General features: G+C 47.5%; 22 protein-coding genes. 4 read left to right on the top strand and 18 right to left on the bottom strand.

Translation table 11 applies throughout. The features are described from left to right. The first annotated feature begins 179 nt into the window (after positions 1–179). Complete coding sequence (locus B3K91_RS04710; RefSeq protein WP_214061489.1) at positions 180–1,364, top strand: GNAT family N-acetyltransferase; 1,185 nt, start codon at positions 180–182, stop codon at positions 1,362–1,364. 71 nt (positions 1,365–1,435) lie between these two features. Here the strand turns inward: B3K91_RS04710 and B3K91_RS04705 are convergent, their stop codons facing one another. Genes B3K91_RS04705 through B3K91_RS04680 form a run of 6 tightly spaced genes read right to left on the bottom strand, consistent with a single transcriptional unit; the run spans position 1,436 to position 6,806 of the window. Next, entirely contained in the window at positions 1,436–2,197 is a 762-nt protein-coding gene (locus B3K91_RS04705; protein ID WP_214061490.1) for an SDR family NAD(P)-dependent oxidoreductase, read from the bottom strand. Between the two features lie 6 nt (positions 2,198–2,203). Next, the gene (locus B3K91_RS04700) at positions 2,204–3,016 is read right to left on the bottom strand and encodes a nucleoside phosphorylase (RefSeq protein WP_214061491.1); all 813 of its coding nucleotides are present in this window, start codon (positions 3,014–3,016) and stop codon (positions 2,204–2,206) included. A 4-nt stretch (positions 3,017–3,020) separates the two neighbouring features. Next, entirely contained in the window at positions 3,021–3,863 is an 843-nt protein-coding gene (locus B3K91_RS04695) for a carbohydrate ABC transporter permease (RefSeq protein WP_214061492.1), read from the bottom strand. A 9-nt stretch (positions 3,864–3,872) separates the two neighbouring features. After that, positions 3,873–4,739 (bottom strand): carbohydrate ABC transporter permease, encoded by an 867-nt coding sequence (locus B3K91_RS04690; protein ID WP_102818970.1) that lies wholly within the window; start codon positions 4,737–4,739, stop codon positions 3,873–3,875. 49 nt (positions 4,740–4,788) lie between these two features. Beyond that, complete coding sequence (locus B3K91_RS04685) at positions 4,789–6,036, bottom strand: ABC transporter substrate-binding protein (RefSeq protein WP_103134491.1); 1,248 nt, start codon at positions 6,034–6,036, stop codon at positions 4,789–4,791. A 29-nt stretch (positions 6,037–6,065) separates the two neighbouring features. Then, positions 6,066–6,806, bottom strand: a complete 741-nt coding sequence (locus B3K91_RS04680; protein WP_214061493.1) for a GntR family transcriptional regulator — start codon at positions 6,804–6,806, stop codon at positions 6,066–6,068. A gap of 684 nt (positions 6,807–7,490) precedes the next feature. Between B3K91_RS04680 and B3K91_RS04675 the strand changes: the two genes are divergently transcribed. The 3 genes from B3K91_RS04675 to B3K91_RS04665 all read left to right on the top strand — a co-directional run bounded on the left by B3K91_RS04675 (position 7,491) and on the right by B3K91_RS04665 (position 11,143). After that, positions 7,491–9,119 carry an ABC transporter substrate-binding protein gene (locus B3K91_RS04675; protein ID WP_214061494.1) on the top strand — a complete coding sequence of 543 codons (1,629 nt, stop codon included), beginning with the start codon at positions 7,491–7,493 and terminating at the stop codon, positions 9,117–9,119. 472 nt (positions 9,120–9,591) lie between these two features. Then, positions 9,592–10,512, top strand: a complete 921-nt coding sequence (locus tag B3K91_RS04670; protein ID WP_102818974.1) for a hypothetical protein — start codon at positions 9,592–9,594, stop codon at positions 10,510–10,512. A gap of 22 nt (positions 10,513–10,534) precedes the next feature. Beyond that, positions 10,535–11,143, top strand: coding sequence for a bifunctional 4-hydroxy-2-oxoglutarate aldolase/2-dehydro-3-deoxy-phosphogluconate aldolase (locus B3K91_RS04665; protein ID WP_102818975.1), 609 nt, complete (start codon positions 10,535–10,537; stop codon positions 11,141–11,143). Here the strand turns inward: B3K91_RS04665 and B3K91_RS04660 are convergent. From B3K91_RS04660 to B3K91_RS04605, 12 genes are all read right to left on the bottom strand, one after another. Continuing rightward, positions 11,136–12,557, bottom strand: a complete 1,422-nt coding sequence (locus B3K91_RS04660; protein ID WP_292590253.1) for a rhamnulokinase — start codon at positions 12,555–12,557, stop codon at positions 11,136–11,138. The genes B3K91_RS04665 and B3K91_RS04660 overlap by 8 nt on opposite strands. Continuing rightward, the gene (locus B3K91_RS04655; RefSeq protein WP_292590251.1) at positions 12,554–13,543 is read right to left on the bottom strand and encodes a carbohydrate kinase family protein; all 990 of its coding nucleotides are present in this window, start codon (positions 13,541–13,543) and stop codon (positions 12,554–12,556) included. Before B3K91_RS04655 ends, B3K91_RS04660 begins: the two co-directional genes overlap by 4 nt. Then, the gene (locus tag B3K91_RS04650; RefSeq protein ID WP_102818978.1) at positions 13,540–14,187 is read right to left on the bottom strand and encodes a transaldolase family protein; all 648 of its coding nucleotides are present in this window, start codon (positions 14,185–14,187) and stop codon (positions 13,540–13,542) included. Before B3K91_RS04650 ends, B3K91_RS04655 begins: the two co-directional genes overlap by 4 nt. A gap of 44 nt (positions 14,188–14,231) precedes the next feature. Beyond that, positions 14,232–15,650, bottom strand: a complete 1,419-nt coding sequence (locus tag B3K91_RS04645) for an L-fucose/L-arabinose isomerase family protein (RefSeq protein ID WP_292590249.1) — start codon at positions 15,648–15,650, stop codon at positions 14,232–14,234. Between the two features lie 40 nt (positions 15,651–15,690). Continuing rightward, positions 15,691–15,864 carry a substrate-binding domain-containing protein gene (locus B3K91_RS04640; protein ID WP_292594128.1) on the bottom strand — a complete coding sequence of 58 codons (174 nt, stop codon included), beginning with the start codon at positions 15,862–15,864 and terminating at the stop codon, positions 15,691–15,693. Positions 15,865–15,871: 7 nt separating this feature from the next. Then, entirely contained in the window at positions 15,872–16,696 is an 825-nt protein-coding gene (locus tag B3K91_RS04635; protein ID WP_422655782.1) for a LacI family DNA-binding transcriptional regulator, read from the bottom strand. Between the two features lie 73 nt (positions 16,697–16,769). After that, positions 16,770–17,669, bottom strand: a complete 900-nt coding sequence (locus tag B3K91_RS04630; protein WP_214061498.1) for an ROK family protein — start codon at positions 17,667–17,669, stop codon at positions 16,770–16,772. Continuing rightward, positions 17,656–18,282 (bottom strand): bifunctional 4-hydroxy-2-oxoglutarate aldolase/2-dehydro-3-deoxy-phosphogluconate aldolase, encoded by a 627-nt coding sequence (locus tag B3K91_RS04625; protein ID WP_214061499.1) that lies wholly within the window; start codon positions 18,280–18,282, stop codon positions 17,656–17,658. Before B3K91_RS04625 ends, B3K91_RS04630 begins: the two co-directional genes overlap by 14 nt. Positions 18,283–18,468: 186 nt before the next feature. Next, a complete protein-coding gene (locus tag B3K91_RS04620; RefSeq protein WP_214061500.1) occupies positions 18,469–19,239 on the bottom strand; it encodes a protease inhibitor I42 family protein in 771 nt (256 codons plus the stop codon). Positions 19,240–19,295: 56 nt separating this feature from the next. Further along, positions 19,296–19,997: a peptide-methionine (S)-S-oxide reductase MsrA gene (msrA, locus tag B3K91_RS04615; protein WP_292593140.1), complete on the bottom strand. Its 702-nt coding sequence runs from the start codon at positions 19,995–19,997 to the stop codon at positions 19,296–19,298. Between the two features lie 311 nt (positions 19,998–20,308). Beyond that, positions 20,309–20,866 carry a heliorhodopsin HeR gene (gene heR, locus B3K91_RS04610; RefSeq protein ID WP_292590242.1) on the bottom strand — a complete coding sequence of 186 codons (558 nt, stop codon included), beginning with the start codon at positions 20,864–20,866 and terminating at the stop codon, positions 20,309–20,311. 25 nt (positions 20,867–20,891) lie between these two features. Continuing rightward, positions 20,892–21,086 carry a hypothetical protein gene (locus B3K91_RS04605; RefSeq protein ID WP_292593142.1) on the bottom strand — a complete coding sequence of 65 codons (195 nt, stop codon included), beginning with the start codon at positions 21,084–21,086 and terminating at the stop codon, positions 20,892–20,894. Positions 21,087–21,408: the final 322 nt, after the last annotated feature.

The following is a 21,408-nucleotide window of genomic DNA, read 5'->3' as shown; positions in this document are numbered from 1 at the left end:
CCTGGCGAAGCCAGCCTTGCATATTATTCCGCTCTTTCCAACCTCTAACCTGCAACCCCCGACCCCGGTCTTTTTTTCTTAAACTTGCATCCTGCAACTGATATTCGCTCTTTCCAGCCCGCTATCTGCTACCCGCGATATGCTATTATTTTTACACTACTTCCGGAGAGGGTGAGAGGATGTTTGAGTATAGAAGGATCGAAAGTGTGAAGGACTATCTCGATCTTATGAGGTTTTCTTTTGGGATTCCTGGCGGCTGGATGAGATCTGCGTCGAAACATGCAAGTGAAGTCTTCGATGACGATCTAAGAGACCCTATTGGGGCTTACGACGAGTCGATTCTTGCGGCAGAGTATTTGCTCTTCTCTTTGAAGATGAGGCTAAGACAGTCGGTCATCTCTATGGGGGGAGTAGGAAATGTCTGCACAAGTCCTCTATACAGGGGCAAGGGAGCCGTCAAGTTCCTTATGGAAAGATCACTGGAGACTATGAGGGAGAAGAAGCAGGCAGTCTCGCTACTATACCCTTTCAATGCCGGCTTCTACAGAAAGCTGGGATGGGAGGAGTTTGATTCGATGCTCGGGGTTAAATTCTCTCCGGGTATGATTAACGTTCCTGAGCTGGATTGCGAAGTGAATATTGAAGAGATGGAAGATGCAGACAGCGAGATTAGAGAGTTCTATAACGATTATGCAAGCAGTCATTACACTATGATTCTGAGAGACGCCGAAATGTGGAAGAATGATTTCGAGTTTAGAACCGATGAGGATGTTTCGAAGAAATTCGTGAAATTCAAGAAAGATGGAAAGACCACAGGGATGCTTCGCTATGTTTTTCTGTACGACAACTTTGACAAGGACAGATCGCCGAAGTTTGTAGTTACGATGTTCCTCGCGGATGATATAGTCACCAGACATGCAATGTTCCGTTTCTTGAAGGGACTCTCTCTTCAAATATGTCATGTTCACGCATATCTTCCTCCGGATTTTGTTCTCTGGCCATATCTAAACGATAGGCCCTCGGAGATGAATATCATTTTGAGAACCATGATCCGGATCGTCGATCTGGAGTTGCTAAATGGTCTGAAGATAAACGCACCAGACATGCGGGTCGGCATAAAGATAAGTGATAAACAGGCTTCGTGGAACAACGGTGTCTTCGAAATGTGTATGAAGGATGGCGAGCTCTGCTTCTCTCGTTCCGATTCTTATGATCTCGAATGTGATATTGCGACCTTATCCTCTGTTGTTGGTGGAAAGAGTGATTTCAGGGAGATGATCGAGTTCGGCAGAGTGAAGGCGACGAACAGCTACAGTGGTCAAGATCTTCCAAAGACTACGCCATTTGTGCTTCAACACTTCTAGGTCTTTCAGATTAAGATAAAGATGCCCCGGAATCGATCCGGGGCGTTTTGATTTGTCAAATCCTTCCAACTCTAAACTAAACCCAGTCCTCCGTCTGAAAGTATAACCTGGCCAGTTATCCAGTTTGATTCCTCCGATGCAAGAAATACCATGAGGCCGGTGTGGTCTTCTGGATGTCCTATTCTTCCGGCAGGGGTTCTTTCTTCAATTCTTTTCAAAACTTCTGGATGCTGTGAATAGAAAGGTGACGAAAAAGGGATGGTCTCAGTTGGGCCGGGTGCAATTACGTTCACTTGAATGTTCAGTGAAGCGAGTTCAAGGGCCATCACCCTCGAAATAGCTATTATTCCCGCCTTGGCAGCACAGTGGCCGGCATGTTCTTTCTCTGGAAAGAGCCCTCCGACCGAGGCCAGATTGATAATCTTTCCACCACCGTTCTTTGCCATCATCTTTGCTACTGCCTGACTTACCATGAACACTATCCTCACGTTTATATGCCACTGTCGATCAATCTCATCAATTGGGTGGTTTAGAAAAGGCGCCCTGAATATGTAAGCGGGGCAGTTAAGAAGAATGTCTACCTTCCATGTATTCTCTTCAATCAGATTGGAGATCTCGTCCACATCTTTTTGATTGTCTATGTTTGCGCATATCGTCGAGCAGAATCCTCTTTTCGTTTGCTCGAGCTCTTCCTTAAGCGTTTCAAGCTTATCTTCGTCTCTATCCAGTATAATGACCTTCGCGCCCTCGTTTACAAAGGCTCTGGCGGCCGAGCCTCCGACTCTCCCGGCCCCGAAAATCAGTGCCGTTTTTCCTGTCAGTCTCTCACTCACAGTTCTTCACCCCTGATCGGCAATCGGGGGGAGAGTGAAGTCCTTTCCCCGCCTGATTGAGATTTCGTGCCAGTTGTTGTACTTCAAAGCCCCCTCGCATGCTGCCCTAATCGCATTCTCATTTGAAGGATGCGGGTCCGGCCTCTCCCCTTTCGGTATGTTCGATCCGGCAGTGCAGATAGTCACGGCCTTGATCTTCAGGAGAGAAGAAAGAACGTATAAAGTCGCCGCTTCCATATCGAGCTGAAGAGCACCGGCGGCGATCCATTCTTCCAGCTTTCCGTATATCATAGATGGGAAGTTTTCTCTCAGAAGAGCGGGCTTCGTTGCATAGAAGGAATCCAGTGAAAGCCCCATGCCTACGTGGTAGTTTACACCGGAATCATCGCAGGCAGAAACCAGTGCCATGAGCAGTAGATAATCCGCCACAGCCGGGAAATTCTCCGGGATGAAGAGGTTTGAAGTTCCGGAGTATCTTATGCAGCTTGAAATAACCATAAGATCGCCGGGCTTCACATCAGGCGCCAATCCTCCGGAGGTTCCAACGCGAATTATCGTATTCACTCCAAGTTTGTTGAGTTCAACTACGGCGATCTCAGTCGAAGGGCCTCCGATTCCGCTTGAACATACTGTGATCGGCAGTTCCTTGTATTTGCCGGTAATCGTTGTGTAATCCCTGTTGTTTCCAACCTCTTCGACATCGCTCAAGTACTCTCCTATCTCATAGACTCTAGCCGGATCGCCCGGTAGAAGAGCTGTCTCCGGGAGAGAGCTGGCAGAAATCTGCAAGTGATTCTTTGCCTTTTTTGAAGTGTCCATATAATCATCCTTTCAATCCAGTTCCGCTTATCCCCCGAACGAAATACTTCTGGAGGAAGAGGAAGAGAATGACCGGCGGAAGGCTTCCGGCGATGGCCGAGCTGAATAAGTTCGCCCAGCTGGTGTTTTCTGTTGATCTGTGTGCCGCTATGGCTACCTGCACAACTTCGAATCTGCTTGAATGGGTTGCTACAAGAGGCCAGAACAATGAGTTCCACTGGAACATGAATACCATAACAATCACGGTCACTATTGCCGGTACGCTCAATGGAATAGCTATCTTCCAGTAGATCCTGAACCAGGAGGCACCGTCAATCCTTGCCGCTTCCATTATCTCTGAAGGCACTTCGGAGAAGAACTGCCTGAACAGGAAGATGGCGAGGCCGTTGGCGACACCGGGAAGGATCAGGGCCCAGTAAGTGTTGTCTATCCGCAGCTGCTTAATGAGGATATAGAGGGGTATGACAATCGATTCGAAGGGAACCATGAAGGTTATCAGGACTATTGTGAAAAGGGCCGCCTTGCCCCTGAACTCGAATTTAGCGAGCGCGAATCCTGCCATTGAGGCCACAAGAATTGTTAGGAGAATCGTTGAGACTGAGACGAGAAGACTGTTCATAAGGGCCCTGCCAAAGTTCAGGTTTACGAATATGTGAACAAAGTTCTCTAACGTAGGATTAGTAGGAACGAAAGTTCTCCAGGTGAGGGGGTTTGCATATTCATAGAGTGGGCTGGCCGGCCTCAACGCAGATGCGATTACCCATATAAGCGGGATTAGGAAGAAGAGGCTTATTATGCCTAGAATGGCGAATAGAACTAGAGTTTTCCACGGACTTCTTTTCTTCATGATTCCACCTCAATACTCGAATCGAGCCCTGGTGAATCGCAGCTCGAAAAAACTGAATAGAAGGATAATACCAAGCAAGATCGTGGTAATGGCCGAGGCCCTTCCCATGTCGAGATTGACGAAGGCGCTCTTGTAGGATTCGTACATGAGAAGGTTGGTCGAACCCATGGGGCCACCCTTGGTTATTATATATACCGGCGCGAAGCTCAGGAAGTTGAAAGCGGTATTTGCAACGAGAACGAACGATATGGTTCTCGTTAGCAATGGGAGAGTTATCCTGAACGTCTTCCTGAATGTAGAAGCTCCGTCGATGTCAGCCGCTTCGTACAATGTCTCCGGAATGTTCTGCAGTCCAGCAAGAAAGTACATCATCCAGTAACCGGAACTTCTCCATACGTTCAGCAGGACAAGCCCCCAAAGAGCCTGATTCGGAGAGGCGAAGAAGGGCTGGGGTTTGAAGCCAAACATGGTTAAGAAGCTGTTGGCCAGTCCGTTGTAGGGATCAAGCATAACCATCCAGATCACCGAAACGACCGCGAATGAAATCGCCGCAGGCAAGAAGAAAACTGTTCTGAAAAACTTGGTGAAGAAATGGCTTGAGTTAAGAAGCAGCGCCATTAATAACGATGTCAGCACGATCAGCGGGTTGACAACTATCGAGTAGATTAGGGTAACGGAAAACGATTTCCAAAAAACGGGATCGTACTTGAAGAGATATTCGTAGTTTTCGAATCCCACGAATGACTTTACCCCTGTGAAACTAGTCGTGGTGAGGCTCTCAATAACTGAAACGCCAATAGGCCAGATTTTGAAAACGACTAAGAACGCGAGCGCGGGGAGAACGAAAAGCCACGCCACTTTATTGTTTCGAAACATCAGCACACCATCCGAAATACCCTAAGGTCAAGTACGATCCCAAAATCGATTATCTGTATCTTCTAAGCTCTCTATCTATTCTTGCCGCGACTTCCTCAAGCGTGCTTCTCGGATCGGCACCATAATGAATTGAGTTGAATGCCTCTCTGAGCATGAGCTCATACTGAGAATAACCCGGTGTTCGCGGCCTCGGAACTGCCGTTGTCTCCATCTCAGCAATAAACAGCTGCCACATGGGGTTGTCGAATACCTGGGGGAGTGCTTCGTAAACATCGGATCTAGCAGGCGCTATTCCGTTTAGATTGTGCCATGTAATCACGGCGTCTTTACCAGTTATGAACTTCGTGAAAGCAAGGGCGGCATCGAGCTTCTTCGTCTTAGAGTTGATTCCGACATGCCAGCTGCCCGTAGGAGTTACCGCAACTCCGCCATCGAAGTATGGGAAGGGGGAGAGTCCGTAATCTAGATCGGGATATTGGAGCATTCTTCTTATGTTCCACTCATTCCCCAGCATCATTGCTGCTCTTCCGGTTCCGAAATACTCTCGTGAGATAGCCGAGTCACTTAGACCTTGAGGGCTTACCTTCCATTCATTAAACAGCTTCCAGTAGAACGTCGAGCCTTCCACAAAAGCATCTGAAGTGATGTATCCCTGTGAGACAAAACCATCGTCAGAGAGTACTGATGCACCGAGAGACTGAACCATAGGGAAGATAAGATAGGGTCTGTCTATCTGCTCAATTACCAGGCCCCAGATATCTGTTATGCCGTCTCCGTTCGTGTCCTTCGTAAGCTGCTTGGCAATTTCAGCAACCTCTTCCCACGTCAGCCTCTCTTCAAGACTCTCCGGAGGAAAGGGGATACCATATTCTTCAAAGATGGCCTTGTTATAGAAGAGACCTGCGGAAGAAGTTCCGTAAGGTACGGAGTAGAATGTTCCATGATAACTGCCCTCTTCTATGGAGGCATCGAACCAGGCTGCCATCTCTTCTTCGGAAAAGTGCTCGTCGAGAGGGAGAAGATAACCTCTTGCCGCGTAAGAAGCGGTATTGGGTCCGTCTACGATGTAAACGTCGGGAGTACCGTCTCCGGCGGCCAAACGGACTTCAATTGTCTGAAACAGCTGGCCAAAAGGAACGAGCTGAATGTCCACATCGATTCCCGGATTCTCGGCTTTGAACTCGTTGATCACCTGCATAACCTGATCTTGCGGCCATCCCATCCACAGAACTTCGAGCGTAGTAGCCGAAAGAACGACACCCAGTAAGAGAACGATTGCAAGTACGAGCTTCCTCATTTCGCCATACCTCCTGTTGAGCTAATGTATTAACGTCTTCTGATGAGCTTGAAAGTGAACGTTCCTGATGGCAAATAACTCTTCGAGTACAGAACCTTTCTATCTTGAACGTCGTAATGAATTTGCTCAAGCAAGAGCACCGAAGTGCCTACGTCGATCCTCAGCTTTCTTGACAATCCTTCGTCGGACTTGAAAGGAATGAGATCACACTCCGCATATCTTATGTCGATATTATAGTGTTTTCCAAGACCCTCAAAGACGGAACCCTGAATTCTCTCCGGATCTATTTGAGAAACGAATGATCTCGGAATTACGTCAACACAAACAGCAACCGGAATCTCGGAAGCGTACTTCACAGTCTCAAGAAGATATACTATGCTCCCTTCCTCCAGTTCAAGAAGCTCGCCGGCCCTTCCATCGCACACACACTCTTCGAACTGTATGACCTCGCTTCTTGCAGAATGGCCCTGAGATTCAATGAAACTTGCTATGCTTGAAAGCCTTTCTATACCACCCTTGATGATCGGGTATCTGTCTGTAACAAAAGTGCCGATCCCGTGCCTTTTGAGGAGGAGACCATCCTTCTGAAGAAGACCAATCGCCTCCCTTAGAGAGTTTCTGCTCACACCGAGCTTTCTTGCCAGGTCAGGTTCAGAAGGAAGCTTCTCGCCAGCCTTCAACTCTCCGCTCAGTATAAGGTTTCTCATTTCGCTATGGATCTTTCCCGAAAGAGAAGTATGAATATGATGGTTAAGATCGATATCCTTCATCTACACCGCCTCTCTTGTGATGTAGGATGTCCTACAAGTAGAATATACACTATTCATCGTCAAAAGCAAAAACTGCAGAAACCTTCTGGTTTAGGGTAACCGTCAAAGAGCTGCCGTCCGAAGAGCCGATATTCGCTGATCGCTGGGAAGACAAGGACCCGTCGTCCGTCAACGGTCCACCGTCCTCCGGAATCGTCGTCTTAGTCAAAAAACCACGAGACGATGAGAGAGAACGAGACGGATGAGATTAGATCCAGGTTGAGTGCTCAAGCGAGGATTTAAAGAGTGGTTCATCGTTCCGAGCTGCGCCCAGGTTCTTGGTTAAGAACCATGAGATGATTAGAGAGCGCGAGAAAGCGGGAGTTAATAGTGTTGTTCGCAATCGAGAACGAAGAGCAGATCCCATTATGTAATGCTCATTTTAGCTCAAGTTTTTTGACCTTAACCAAGAACGAAGAACAGGTACTCGCTCTGGAACTAAGAATAGATACTTGCTCTGGAGTCTCTCTTTGGCTATTTGTACTCTTACCAACAACGAACAATCCACCACCAACTATTTTTCAAGGTTCTTTCCCCAACGTCAACTGCTGGCACGTTCTTCAGAAGCCCCTGCCTGTTCCGAACAAAACTGAATTCTCTTCATCTAATATAATGGAGGTAATACACAAGTTTCTGGAGGTTGCGGTGAGGAGACTTATTCTGGCTATTCTCATACTCGTGTTAGTTTCAAGTTCTTTCACAGCGGTTCTGAAAGTAAGAGAGACAGGTGATGAGTTCACTTACGCTGAGGTTGCCGGGGGTACGATATACCTCCCTGTGGATACTACTTTCAGCTTCTTGCCTGGGTTTGAGCTTTCAGAAGGGGATTTTTGGGTAACGTTTGCGATTCAGGATCCGCTATTCAGATTGGCAAGCGGTGACGAGTTGAGCCCCTCTCTCGTAGAGAAGTTCGAATGGAGAGACTCGAACACGCGACTGTTTATCGAGTTGAGGAGAGACATTTTCTGGTATGACGGCACTCCTATAACCACTGCAGACATAGAGTATTCGGTTAGAGCGTGGCGCAATACCGATAGTTCTCCGTTATTTCAAACACTTAACGATCCTAGATATGAAGGGCTGACGATAATAGACAGCAAATCGGCGGTTTTCAGTTTCACTTCGGCATATCCTGAATTCATAAACTCCCTGAGGACGGGGATTCTTGCAAAACATGTTTATCAAGACAAGCTAGGAATTGCGCCCGAAAACCTCAAGACAAGTCATGAGATGGACAAGCCTCCTCTAGAAGCATCTTCGGGTCCGTTTCTTCTTGATCAGAAGAGTGTGAAGGGCAACATTGTTCTCAAGAGGAATCCGAACTGGCACGGAGGACATGCCGACAACCTGTTCCCTCTCGTTTTCGATAATTGGCCTGAAAAGAGTCTCCTTGATGAGATCAGGCTAGTTGAAGTGGCGGAACCTTCAGACAGGATCGAGATGTTCGAAAGGGGTGAGCTCCATCTGCTTTTCAACGGACCTGAGGAGAACGAAACACTTATAAGGCTATCTTCATCAGAAACCTTCAATTCGGGAAGCTTTCCGGACGGTACTTATCATGTTGTTTTGATAAACCACAGGAACGAATTGCTTGCGGAGAAGGCGGTAAGACAGGCCATGAAGATGTCTCTAAACTATGAATCACTTCTCGAAGCTATTCCAAATTCCATGAAGACGTTCATTCCTATCGATCCAAGGACAGCACTCTTCAAGACACTGGAGGCTCAGATAGTGGATCTCCCATACGATCCGGAAAGGGCGAAGAGTCTTCTTGCAAATTCTGGCTATCCTAATGGCATTACTTTGAAGATTAAAGTCTATCATGGAGTTGAGACGAGATTGCTTGAGGAACTAAGAAGAAGCTGGGATAGAATAGGGGTGAAGCTTGAAGTCGAAAAGCTTGATTGGGGCACCCTTCTTCGCGACATCAACGGCGCGGATTACGAGCTGGCCTACCTTCGAGTTCAGGCTTTCGAGTACCCTGAAATTGCTCCCTGGACCAATGAATACGAACATGATTTGAGTACGGGATGGGAAGTCGGTTATCTGAACCAGCAGATTTTTAGGATTTTGAGAAGAGCCGCTATAGAACCTGATTGGGCAAGTCGGACTCCTTATTATCTGGGCGCGTACAGGATCTGGACAAATGATGTTCCGGTGTTGATTCTGGCCCACAGTCTTTCTTATGTGTTCTGGAACAGTGAGCTTGAAGGTCCCGTTCCAGGGAGAGGAGAGCTGTACGAGAATCTCGCCGAGTGGTTTTTGAAAAGGTGAACTTGGTTGACTTGATTGATCATAGCCGACTGACAGATTGGTGACCCGCCACTCTTGCGCGAATATGAGAGGGATAATGCAGAGAGAGTTAGGATCCTCCGGCGAATGTATAGAGAGCACGGAGAATGAGTGAGATGAGGACACGGTCAGCAAGAAGTGAGATTGGGTGCGACTACAACCGTGACTTTCTTGTTTTCAAACCGGGCGGCCCATCTAGAGCCTTTAGCTTGGGCAGGTGCAGCGATTGCATCAGACACTCACTTTGGCGGTGATCTGTCATCAAGAGAAGGCATTGAAAGCTCGACGTTTTGGTATTAATCAGTGATTCGGCAATTTGGTCGACCACAAGCAGTCACCATTTCTCTGGAGAAGAAATCTGTTTTGGTCAGCCCTTTGGGAGCAAGCTTCGAGATCGTGAAAGTTTTGGGAGTTCACAGTCGGCAACGATGAAGACATAAAGGGGGTATTCGAGATGCTCTATCTTGAAAAGGAACCTTTGAGAAGAGCCCAGTACTTTATTCTCGAGAGTGGAAGAGAATTGGAAAGAAGGCTCTTTGCTTACCATTTCATGGATGGCCCGGCAAATGATGTTGTCGAGGAAATCGCCGGTTATCAAAATTTGGATGGAGGTTTTGGAAACGGAATAGAACCGGATTTTAGACTACCAGCTTCATCTCCAATGGCGACAAGTATAGCACTTCAATATTTGCGAGATTTCGATGAGGTACCTCTCGCAAAGGGGATTATCTCAAAGTCAATTGAATACCTTGACAACACATATGTTCCCGAACGGAAGGGATGGTTTGCAGTTCCGAAAGCCGTCAACGACCATCCGCACGCTCCGTGGTGGGAGTACGACGAAGAAAAGGGAATGTGCGCGATTGATGCGAATTGGGGAAACCCGACCGCTGAATTAATTGGGTATCTGCACAGATACAGGGAGTACACAAGTCTAGATACAGACATGCTCATCCTAAAGGCGATCGAGTATCTTGAAAGCAAAGACGAGTTCGGTTCCTTTCACGAAGTTTTCTGTTTTGTGAGACTCTATAGACAGCTTGAAGAAGAAACGGCTGCCAAGCTCATGCCAAAGCTGTCTGAAGCCGTATGTTCTCTTGTGAGCAAGGATGAAGAAGAATGGAGGACGGAGTATGTGGCGAAACCTCTTGACTTCGTGTCCTCCCCTGACGAGTTTTTCTGCATCGATCAGAATCTGATTGAAGAAAATATCGAGTACTATATCAGGGAGTTTCAGACGCATGGAAAAGTCAAGCCCGCCTGGTCCAAGAGCTTCTATGACGGAGAAATGGCCAAGTCATGGGATGAATGGGTTGCTATAATTACGTTGAGGGCGCTAACTGTTCTCAAGTCTTTTGGAAGAATCGTTCTTTGAAAACTATGAATGGAGGGTTGGAGTGAAGAATATCATTCTGCAAGAGAAGATAATGGCTGTTATAAGAAGCGATAGTGTCGATAGATGTGTAGAGATAGGAAGGAGCTGCTTTAAAGGTGGCATAAAGATCCTTGAGATTACATTCACGGTTCCAGACGCACCGAAGGCTATATCGATTCTCTCTGAAGAGATAAAGGGGGCTTACGTTGGAGCTGGAACGGTTATCACTGACGAACAGTTTAACATAGCGGTTAAGAGCGGCGCAAAATACGTGGTAAGTCCCCACTTGTCCGAAGAGCTTGCAATACAGTCAAGGGCTCTCGAGACGCTTTACCTTCCGGGGATAATGACGCCTACTGAGTATGTCAAGGCCACAGGGCTCGGCTGTTCTATGGTTAAAGTCTTTCCCGGCGACGTCCTTTCCCCATCTTTCGTTAAGTCTCTGAAAGGACCGTTCCCCGACGCTCTCTGCGTAGTGTCCGGAGGGGTCAGTCTAGACAATATCGACAAATGGTTTAAGGCAGGCACGGCCGCTGTTGGTATAGGATCCGATCTGACTAAGGGGACTCCGGAAGAGATAGAGGAGAAGGCAAGACAGTACGTCGCCAAAGTCAAGAGTTTCTTTAGATGAAGTCTCGCATTTTTGGAGTGTATTCTTGAAAGTTGAATGAGCGTTGAATAAGATCGTGAGCCTGCGATAGGTCACTTAGTTCTCCAAGGCCCAGCATCTGCACTATGATGTTACCTGTGGCAGTCCCTTCTGCCGGTCCTGCAACTACCGGAAGCCCTGTGTAGTCTGACACCAGCTGACAGAGAAGTCTGTTGCGAATGCCGCCGCCTACCATTCTGATATTCCGTATTGACCGGCCGGTTATTGACTGCAATTGTTTTCTCGTCTGCTCCGTCTGGTAAGCAATTCCTTCGATCGCGGCTCTCACGATCTCCCCCTTGTTTTGCAAAGAGATCCCGAGACTCTTGGTTTCGGAGAGTATAGCCTTCTCCATGTTTTTTGGTTTCTTGAAGGCTTTGGATTCGATATCGATCTTTCTCTCATAGCTTCTGGCGGTCTGCGCCATCTCGGTCAATGCATAGTGATCGAGATTAGGGTCCGATTTCCTCCACTCTCTGAGTAGTTCCTGAACCAACCAGAGACCGGTCAGATTCTTGAGCAGGCGGTACTTCCTTCCGTAGCAGCCCTCGTTGGCAAGGTTGTTTTCAATAACATATTCTTCTCTGGAAGGTTTGTCGATCAACACCCCTTCCAGGCACCAGGTTCCGGCGCTGACGAACATCGAATCATCTGAAAGATCCATGGACGAAACGGCCGATGCCGTGTCGTGGCTTGCGGGGAGAATGACCTTCATGCCCTTTATATCGAGCTCTTTCGAGATTGAGGGAAGCAGTTCTCCGGCGATTTCGCCAGGATCAACAATAGGAGTCATTATCTCAGGTAGATCGAAAAATCTCATCAGCTCTTCGCTCCAGTCATGCCGATCGGGGTCGAAGAGTTGTGTAGTAGTGGCGAAAGTGAACTCTGTCAGCTTCTCCCCTGTAAGGAAGTAGGTAAGCAGTGAGGGCATCGGGAGAAGGGTATCTGCCTTCTTCAGGTGACGGCTGTTTTTGCGTTTGAGAGATATAAGCTGATAGAGAGTGTTGAATGGCTGAAACTGTGTTGGGGCTCTGTCGAAGATCCATCGCTTGCCGGCCTTCTTTATTGCGTAATCCATGGAATCGTCCTTGAACATGTCCCTGTAGTGTCTCGGGTCACCTTGAATCGAGCCGGAACTGTCGATCAGCCCGAAATCCACTCCCCAGGTGTCGATTCCTACGCTGCGAATCTCAATTCCCAGAACTGAAGCAGCCTTAATGCTGTCCACTACATTCCTGTAAAGCGAAATGAGGTTCCAGTGAGTCGAACCGGCAACATGAATTGGCTCGTTTGAAAAGCGATGTACTTCTTCCAGAACCAGCCTGTTTCGATCGTACTTTCCGACGAAGGCCTTGCCGCTGGAGGCACCGATGTCTATAGCGAGGAATCCGATCAACGATCTACACCCCGTTCCATAAGGAACTGGTTCACTTCGCTTTCGGTTGGCATCGAGCTTGCTCCGCCATATCTTGTTGCGACGATCGCAGCCTCTGCGTTGGCAAAAGTCAGAATGCTTCCCAGAGCTTCTTCGGTAAGATTATGCAGTTCTTTATGGTCCATATTGTAGAGCCTCGAGATTACTGCGGCCATGAATGAATCTCCACAACCGGTGGTCTCGGCCACTCTTACTTTGAACCCCTCTCTCCTTACAGAAGTCCTTCCGCGATAAACAATAGATCCCCTGCTGCCTAGGGTAAGGAAGACGAGCGTGTCCGGTCTGACTTCCAGTCGGGATAGGGCCTTATCCAGACTGTCGCTGTCACATATATATAGCAGGTCGTCGTCGCTGAGCTTGAGAATATCGACTCTGGAGATGATTTCTTTGACTATGGCCCTGAATGAATCGTGTTCTTCTATTGCGCTTCTTCGAATGTTGGGGTCGAATGAAGTCTTGACTCCTCCTGAACTGAACCTTTCAAACAGTTCCATATAAGTGGATGCCGACGGTTCTTCAAGGAGAACTATCGCGCCAAAATGGAAAAGAGAAAAGTTCAGAGGGTCGATCTCTCTTATTTCTTCTGATTTGAGCGATAAATGGGCGGCGTGGTCCCAGTAGAAGCGAAATTCAGGTTTGCCTTCGCCATCCAGCGCAGCAAATGCTATCGGAGTCTTTGTGCCTCTTTCTCGTACGATGTAGCCCGTGGACATTCCGAGAGACTTCAAATACTCGAGTAGTGCGTTACCAAATTCATCCATCCCGATCTTCGCAAGAAATTCCATAGGAACTCCAAGCCTATGAAGGCCGGCAGAGATGTTGAAAGGGGCGCCACCCGGTTTCTTCTCGAACAGGGTGGTGCCTTCCAGGCCCTTCATCGGTTCTCTAGAGATGAAATCGAAGAGGATCTCTCCAGAGCACAGAACCGGCTTAGGCCAATCCTTCATAACTTGAAGTCTCCCTCGAATCTATCGAGATCATCTGCAGGAAAGCTTCCCTTTATGTATTCTTTCGCAATTTCTATTGGGAGAGTGAGATCGTGGACCCCGAGAGAAAGAAGCTTGTTTGCGCTATCGATATCCTTAATGCTTGCCGCTATTATTCGAGGGGCATTTGAGTGCCAGTCTCCGATCTCAAGCATTTCGGTGATCCTCTCCTCCGGATCGATTCCAGCCTTCTTCATTCTGTCGAAGTACACGGCCACATACTCGACTTCCATGCTGAGCGCGGCATAATACTGCTCTACCGTGTAAACTGCCGTTGCACAAACACCGACACCAATCTCGTCAAGCTCAGGAACAAATGACGACGCCTTTTCCGGGTCCCAAGGAAGCTTTACGGTGAAGAATTCGGGGTCGAAATCACTCTTCTTGATGAACTCCTTCACTTTCTGTATCCAGTTTGTCGATGATATGCTGCCTTGAACAAAGTGACGCTCTCCCGGGACCTTCGAGAGAAACTTCATTGCGTCCATTAGGCCCCATCCTGGTCTGTCGCGTTTCAGGATAGTCGGGTTAGTTGTTATTCCTGCAAAAACAGGTTGCTTAACGAGCTCAACGCTCTTTTCACAAATACCGTCAATGTATAACATTATTAGGCTCCTTTCTTAAGAAACTATATGTCTTGAAATGCAGTTTACTCTGCAAGAATCTGGTAATCAATACCCTTTATATCACAGAACTGTACCAGTTCCTCTACAAAATCGCCGTAGACACCGTGAGTGTGGTTGCACGGGTAGTATCTCAGGAAGGTTTCCATGTCCGTATCCAGCTTCACATAGGCATGCGGCCACTCGATCTGGACCTTCTCCGACAGCTTCTTTTCTTCGGCTTCAGAGAGTTTAACGAACTCTCCCGGTACTATTGTCATGATGTACTCGCCGTTCTGTCTTGCAAGCCTGGCAAGGGTAACTCGCCCAGGTGCCGCGAAGTGCTTTACGGCTGCTCCTCCGGCAGGGAAGTAGAAGTCTTCTGGATACAATTCTACGTTTTTGAGATTAACTTCGGGATTCATCGATTTGCCGGCAAAAAAAGTCGCGTGAGTGCCCGAGTTACATAGATCTAGCAGGTTTTCTTCCTCGAAGTAATGCCTCACGTCTGCAAATAGAACAGGAGTCTGAGCAATATGCTTGAAGATCTCCATTGTCAGAGCTCCATCCATATCCGTTTCGGTGGCCGCAACGATTGTCTCCTTTGAACCGTGCCAGTCGTATGGATCGTTGAGGAAGGCCTCTACTATATCCATGGTAGCATAGTTGTTTGTCATCTCGGGCTGGCCTTTGAAGCCCACAAAGTCAAGTTCGTACTCCTCGATAATGCTTAAAGCAGCTTCGTAGAGTGCAATCTGTTTTTCGAGTTTTTCGGGAGTAAGCTGTTTCCCGTCATACTTAACTGTCGCCAGTCTTTCCAGCCATTCTCTTGCCTTTTTCGTGACGTCTTTCGGCACTTTCTCCGCTCTCACTACGAGCTCATACTGGTCAATCTGCTCGACATCGACGCCGAACTCCTTCATCCACTGATCACCGTTCGCGGTGGCGGTGTACATTCCCATAGGGCGGCCGCCGAACATACCATACCTCTCGCCCTTAAGTCTTGCCGCTGCCGACGCAGCTCTCAAAAAGTGCATGACTCTCTCGATTACATCTGAATCTTCGGGGTTTCCCCACACCCTTTCCGGCATTATTCCAACCTGTTCCAGTGCGCCGGCGGCCGCCAGCTGCCCGACCATTCCCGGATACGCCGGGTTGATCTGTCCATAGGTGAGGAAAGGACCTGGTGCATAAAGCGAGGCCATCACGGAAAGATGCGGCCAGCACCAGATGGCGTAGTTGAATATCGTGGCCTCAACCTCGGCCTTCATCAGTTCCTTGCCGGCCTTCTTCGCGAGCGAAGGCTTCCAGACTATATCGGAGGCTGTGACAACTTCCACTTCACCCGTTGCTTCAAGGGCCTTAACCAGCCTGTCTTGAAACCCCTTGTTCATTTCGATCAGATCGTTGTGAACAAAATCGCGCCCGTCGGAAAAAGTGATCACTCCAACCTTTCTCTTTTTCATTAAGCATTCCTCCTCTTTTCAATGTTTTCTTCGAGCTTATCTATATGAGCTTTGACACAGATTTTCTTTGAAGCAGTTCCGCCTTCAGCACAACTTTCGATTTCTCACCTCTTGTTCCGTCTATTTCGCTCAGCATTATCGTGGCGGCAATCCTTCCGATGTCGAGAACCGGCTGTCTGATCGTCGTCAAGGGAGGATCGATTAGTTCGTTCATGGAATGGTCATCGAAGCCNNAGAAACTGGTTTGTGGATATGATCGCATCCGGTCTCTTGTCCGATTTCAGAACAGATTCCAGTGACAGCGAAGCCCTTTCCGCGTCCACTGCATTTTCGATAATCCAGTCTTTGTTTATCTCAATGTCCAGCATCTTGCAAGCATCCAAAAAGCCCATGCGTCTCTCTTCTATTGTATAGATTCCCTTTTTGTGAAGGACTATTCCGAGCTTGCTGTGACCGTTTTCCTTTAGATGCAACACTCCCTGAAGTATCGCCTGTCGGTTATCGAGGGTTACCGAACTTATCCTCTCCATTCCCTCAAGAATTCTATCGTAGAAGACGACAGGAATGTTTCTCCTGACTGCCTCTCCGTAGAGTTTTGAGTTGTTCCTTCCGTCTTCTCCTTGACAGGGCGAGGAAAGTATCCCCTCGACACCGTGTTCGAGAAGCCATTTTATGTAAACTCTCTCCTTCTCGAAATCCTCGCCGATATCGCAAACTATGAATTTGTAGCCTCTGGGAAAGAGAACGGTCTCGATTCCGCTCATGAAATCCAGAAAGAATGGATTCCTGATATCCGACACAATGAGGCCCACCGTTTGGGTCTTTCTTGTCTTCAGGGATTTTGCGGAGGAATTGGGAATGTAGTTCAATCTTTCGGCTGCGTCAACTATCTCCTTCCTTAGAGAAGGACTCACTCCCGGTTCATCGGAAAGCGCTCTAGATACAGACGACGGCGATATGTTCAATTCATTTGCTATGTCCTTTATCGTTATCTTCTTAATCAATGAAAATCGCAACCTTTCGCAAACGTTTGCGTTCCTTTTCATTATACTATATGGCATCAACGGCTTGAGGTGAAGAGAGAGATGAACTAGATGAAGGTAGCCTGGAAGGAAAAAGTCAGTGAGTCTTCAGCTTTCTTGACAGCAAAAGAGTTCCTAAGATGGTAGGGCTTGGTTCTGCAACGGAGAGCTCAACTTCAAAATTCTTTCCGTGGATTTGATAATGGTTATCTCTTATTGTTCTTTCTATGGAGCTGAAGTAGAAGGGGTTCTTGCCGAGGTTTCCCCCTATAACGAGCAGCTCGGGGTCGAAAGAGTCTATCAGGTTACACAGAAATCTTCCTAACGTTCTTGAAGCTCTGGTCACCAATTCACTGAAGAATCTCTCATTCATCTTTGCCCGATCGATAATCTCCTTCGTCTTTATTTCTCTATTGAGTGAATCTTTGACGATCTTTTCAAGGCCTTTTCCTCCCGAAAGCGCTTGTAAGCAACCATGGCGTCCGCAAGTGCAGAGAGGACCATTCGGGTCAACTACAGTGTGGCCAATTTCGCCAGCTACGCCATTTGCTCCGCGGAAGATATCGCCTCCGAAGACTATTCCCATTCCGATCCCTGTGCTGACCGTCACATAAATAAGCGAATGAATGTCTTTCCTGATAGCCCACTCTCCAAAGGCCGCGGCGTTGCAGTCATTCTCGATTACACCTTCAGTACCGAGAAAGGGAATTAGTCTCTCAAAAAGTTTGAGATTCTTCCATCCCAGATTTGGAGACCAGACAAGTGTTCCTGTATCGGGATCAACTGCACCGGCTGTGCACAAACCCCATCTACTGATCTGACCGCTCCCCGTAAGTCCTTCACACACGCTTCTGAGACGGGCCAAGAAATCATCTGCTCCACATTCCGGGAATGTAGGAAACTCCTTACTCGCAAGAGGTTCCTGAGAGCCCTCTATGAAAGCGGAAACGAGAGTCTTTGTTCCGCCGATATCTATTGCCAGTTCAATTGATTCCATCTATTGCCTTCCGAATTCTTCTGATCCTATTCAGAACCTCCGATTCCTTTCCTTCTTCGAACAGCTTCTTGCTTGCTATGAAGGAGCCAACTCCGAGCGCAGAGGCCCCTGACTCAATGTACTGAGCAGCATTTTCTGCGGTCACTCCCCCGAAGGGCATGAATTTGACATAGGGGAAAGGTCCCCTATATGCTTTGAGCAACTGTAGACCTATCGGATCACCTGGAAATAGCTTCAGAAAGTCAAAACCTTCATTTAGAGCGGTCTGAACATCGCTTGATGTGTAGACGCCGGGTATATACAACATCCCATCTCTTTTCGAGAGCCTGGCGATTTCTTCGCTGAATCCCGGACTGAGTACGAAATCTGCGTTCGATCGTAGGGCTTTCGAATACGATGACTCGTTGTAGACTGTGCCGGCCCCTATGTGCAATACTCCTTCAAGTGACTTCTTCAGTTCAAAGAGTAATTCAGACGACGACTCATCGGAGAAACTCACTTCTACGATGGTGAAACCGTTCTCCAGCAGCATTTCGCACAGAGTCTTCGATTGCTGAAGAGTGAGCCCTCTAATGACTGTAAGGAGCTTTTCGTTCAAGAGTTTTCTAAGCAAGCCAGTTCCCCTCCAAAATGATGAATTCACTGAAACCTATGACTCTCAATGTAAAGGGCGGCCAAAGTGTTCTCCGTTTTTCTGGCCGCTCTGATGAGTACTGTTCTGAAACAATGTCTTCTTGAAGCTATCTTATCATCTTCAAGGGGACTCTTCTTGGTTAGCTCTTTATGTCACTTCCATATACTACTCAACAGATACACCTGCAAATGCGACCATGGGATCTTCGTTGCTTTCCCACGGCCGGGAGTAGGTGAACTCTATCAAAGATATTCCCTTGCGTATTCCTTCAAAATCAAAGAATACGGTCGTCGGTGAACCCACAGTCTGTACTGAGTTCGGAAAGCCTTGAATAGAGCCTGAACTGCTCGAGTCACTTGCAACGGTCTTCCCAATGTACCTCAAGGCGGATCCATCGGTTTTCGGAGTCCACGAGAATCCGGTCGACGGGTTTTCCTGGAGAGAGATTCTGGTAAGTCTACCCACCTCCACCGATCCTGATGAACTGCTCAACACCATTGTGTACTGAGGAACACACTCGTTTAGAGTTGTATCCTCGACTTCAACGTTATATACGCGGATATCTACGGCGCTTTCCTGCCCTTCCCATTCTCTGAAGAGTTTGAAGATGATTGCAGAGCTTCCAATAGATTCAGGGGTGAAGAACCATGTAATTGCTGAGCTGGCTCCGGGTGATGTTTCTTCGGGTTGACTTCCGGAGACTTCCTTAGAATAAAGTGAAAAAGCTTCATTATCTGATAGGTAGTAGTGCCAGGTGTACCCGGAGCTTGTATTCTCATCCAGGTCGATCTTGAGACGTTGTTCGTAACTGACCTTGTTTACAATGACCGGAATCGCCAACTCTTTTTCAGACGCTCCTAGCAGAGCATTTGCAGGTAAGAACACGAGAACGAGCATTATAACTGTAATGACTTTATGATTTCTTCTAGAAGACATACACACCTCCGATTTCTGTTTTGTCTTTTGCGAAGCTCGCGATCTGAATGGCAGCCCTACTCTAGCATTCTCGAGACCTTCTGCAGATTCCCTTCTTGCAGACCATAGCTGATGTACTCGGCCCTCATAAGATCCCTATCGCCTTTGCCTGCTAGAAGAGAGTTAAGTCTCGCTGCCACAGTTGAACTATCCAACTCGAATATGTCTCCGTAGAACCCAAGTAGATCGTTGAGCAGTCCCCGGTCTCGCTGAAGATAGAACTTCAAATGGTAGTCTTCTGCCCGGTAGAACTCTACGATTTGAGATATCTCTGTAGCTGACTTCATATCACGTTCGCTTTCCTTCAAAGCAATGAACTCTTCGGCCACGTCCCTTTGATCGGCATTATGATAGAGAATAATTGACATGTACTGTCTCTTGTAGTCTATGTAGGCGTTATGTGAGCTCCAGAAAACCTCCAGCAAGGCCTCGTAAGTGATCTCTGACGGGTCAAACTCGATCTGAACAACCTCCGTATGATCGCACAGCGAAAAATAGCTTGGGTTCTCTTTTGTACCGCCGGCGTATCCGACGCTAGTTTTGTAGATTCCTCTTGTTCCTCCAAAGGCAGCCTCGGAGCCCCAGAAACACCCAAGGCCAAATGTTGCTTTCTCAAGGGTTGAGGGAACATCGATATCGATCGCAGGTTTTTCACTATTGGCCATAGCAAACACTCCTAACAATGAGAATATCATTATAGTTGAAAGGAACTGCTTCATACATACCTCCACTTTATTCTAGACAATATAAATCGGATATAAGACTATTTGGAATGATTATAAGTTCATTTGTCGAAGTGATTTTGAAGGTTTGAGAAGAAGCTTACATGGGTTAGAACGATCCTCCATTTTGAAGATGACCTATGGAATTCAAGATTTATTAAGTGTCCTCCGCAACAGCAGCTAAGATACCCCCGCTCTCCATTGAAATGAGGAGCGGTGATTGTGATGTAAGTGAGTCTTTGCAACGATTCCCGTTTCCTTTGCAGACTTTCATAGTCGCGAAAACAATACAGCGTCAATCCCGACTCTTAAGCGAATAACAGAGTCCCAACTCCTCTTTCACTGAAAGAGAGGGTTTGTTTAAACGTGTGGTGCCTTTCTTTGTTCAAGGTAATCAAACCGGCCGAAGAGTCCCAGCGGAAAGGCTGCCAGGCCAAAACGCTCTTCGCAACTAGACTTAGCAGAACATATACCGTCTCGCCAAAGAGATAATTCTTCCAGGGTCCGATCTTCTTGTATTGCAGAAACATATTTATCGCAAAGCTGTTGAAGAAGACAAGGAATGTTATGAGAACGGCGTACACGAAAGAGGGGAATTCCACATTCGCCTTTCCCAGCGAAGTAAACAAGTATATGAATACGGCCAAGCATGTTACCGCTCCGGCTATACAACCATATATGAAGGCCGTCCAATTTGTTTTCTCTGTTGTCTGATTGTGAAGTTCCATCATGAGTTCGAAGAGGTTCATAAGGGCGTTCACGGTGAAGAGAAGCATAAGGCTCACGATATCCAGCATTCCCGAGAACATGGCTATTGCAAAGATCATTACCGAGGAGCTAAAAGAATACTCATACCATCTCGGCATAGTTGATGCCCTTTGCAAGATTCCTCTAATACCATTTGAACCCGAAAGCGGAGACGGTGAAGTGGGCTATTGCAGACATGAACAGAAAACTGGCAATGAAAGGCCCCATTCTCAAATCAAAGAAGTTTTCCGTGGCCAGCACGAGGCGCATAATCTCCCTGTCAAATACCAGATAGTTTCTGGTTATTGTTAGAGCTGAGTCGTTGCTGATAAAATGCATTACGATTCCTTGAACCAGATGCAGAAAACCCATGACGATGTTGTAGAACCTTAGCTTACCGTGACTCCTGCCATACTCTCATTTCCTTTTCGTCACTTACAAATACTAGCATCTACAAGCCTCTGTCCAATGCTTTTCGGAGACTGGAACGGCGCCAGGACGCAATGCCCAGAGAAACGTCTGGAAACGCTAAGCGCCGAAGAATATCGGTGGACGCAAGACTGCCTTCGGCAGGAGGCGAGGCCGACTTCGTCGGGAAGTGATGCTGCTGCGCAGGAAGCAAAAAAAAAGAGCCGCTGAACGCTGTGAAGAGTCGTCCTTA

Origin of the sequence: Mesotoga sp. UBA5847, from assembly GCF_002432735.1 — a bacterium.
In the GTDB taxonomy this organism is placed as follows: Bacteria; Thermotogota; Thermotogae; order Petrotogales; family Kosmotogaceae; genus Mesotoga.
The sequence above is the reverse complement of the archived record's forward strand: the minus strand, read 5'-3'. Positions and strand labels throughout refer to the sequence as shown.

Excerpts from the sequence above, each read along its gene's own strand:
- B3K91_RS04710 (WP_214061489.1), top strand. The coding sequence starts at position 180 with ATGTTTGAGTATAGAAGGATCGAAAGTGTGAAGGACTATCTCGATCTT.
- B3K91_RS04700 (WP_214061491.1), bottom strand. The coding sequence starts at position 3,016 with ATGGACACTTCAAAAAAGGCAAAGAATCACTTGCAGATTTCTGCCAGC.
- B3K91_RS04695 (WP_214061492.1), bottom strand. The coding sequence starts at position 3,863 with ATGAAGAAAAGAAGTCCGTGGAAAACTCTAGTTCTATTCGCCATTCTA.
- B3K91_RS04690 (WP_102818970.1), bottom strand. The coding sequence starts at position 4,739 with ATGTTTCGAAACAATAAAGTGGCGTGGCTTTTCGTTCTCCCCGCGCTC.
- B3K91_RS04685 (WP_103134491.1), bottom strand. The coding sequence starts at position 6,036 with ATGAGGAAGCTCGTACTTGCAATCGTTCTCTTACTGGGTGTCGTTCTT.
- B3K91_RS04680 (WP_214061493.1), bottom strand. The coding sequence starts at position 6,806 with ATGAAGGATATCGATCTTAACCATCATATTCATACTTCTCTTTCGGGA.
- B3K91_RS04670 (WP_102818974.1), top strand. The coding sequence starts at position 9,592 with ATGCTCTATCTTGAAAAGGAACCTTTGAGAAGAGCCCAGTACTTTATT.
- B3K91_RS04655 (WP_292590251.1), bottom strand. The coding sequence starts at position 13,543 with ATGAAGGATTGGCCTAAGCCGGTTCTGTGCTCTGGAGAGATCCTCTTC.
- B3K91_RS04650 (WP_102818978.1), bottom strand. The coding sequence starts at position 14,187 with ATGTTATACATTGACGGTATTTGTGAAAAGAGCGTTGAGCTCGTTAAG.
- B3K91_RS04645 (WP_292590249.1), bottom strand. The coding sequence starts at position 15,650 with ATGAAAAAGAGAAAGGTTGGAGTGATCACTTTTTCCGACGGGCGCGAT.
- B3K91_RS04640 (WP_292594128.1), bottom strand. The coding sequence starts at position 15,864 with ATGAACGAACTAATCGATCCTCCCTTGACGACGATCAGACAGCCGGTT.
- B3K91_RS04630 (WP_214061498.1), bottom strand. The coding sequence starts at position 17,669 with ATGGAATCAATTGAACTGGCAATAGATATCGGCGGAACAAAGACTCTC.
- B3K91_RS04620 (WP_214061500.1), bottom strand. The coding sequence starts at position 19,239 with ATGTCTTCTAGAAGAAATCATAAAGTCATTACAGTTATAATGCTCGTT.
- msrA (WP_292593140.1), bottom strand. The coding sequence starts at position 19,997 with ATGAAGCAGTTCCTTTCAACTATAATGATATTCTCATTGTTAGGAGTG.
- heR (WP_292590242.1), bottom strand. The coding sequence starts at position 20,866 with ATGCCGAGATGGTATGAGTATTCTTTTAGCTCCTCGGTAATGATCTTT.
- B3K91_RS04605 (WP_292593142.1), bottom strand. The coding sequence starts at position 21,086 with ATGCATTTTATCAGCAACGACTCAGCTCTAACAATAACCAGAAACTAT.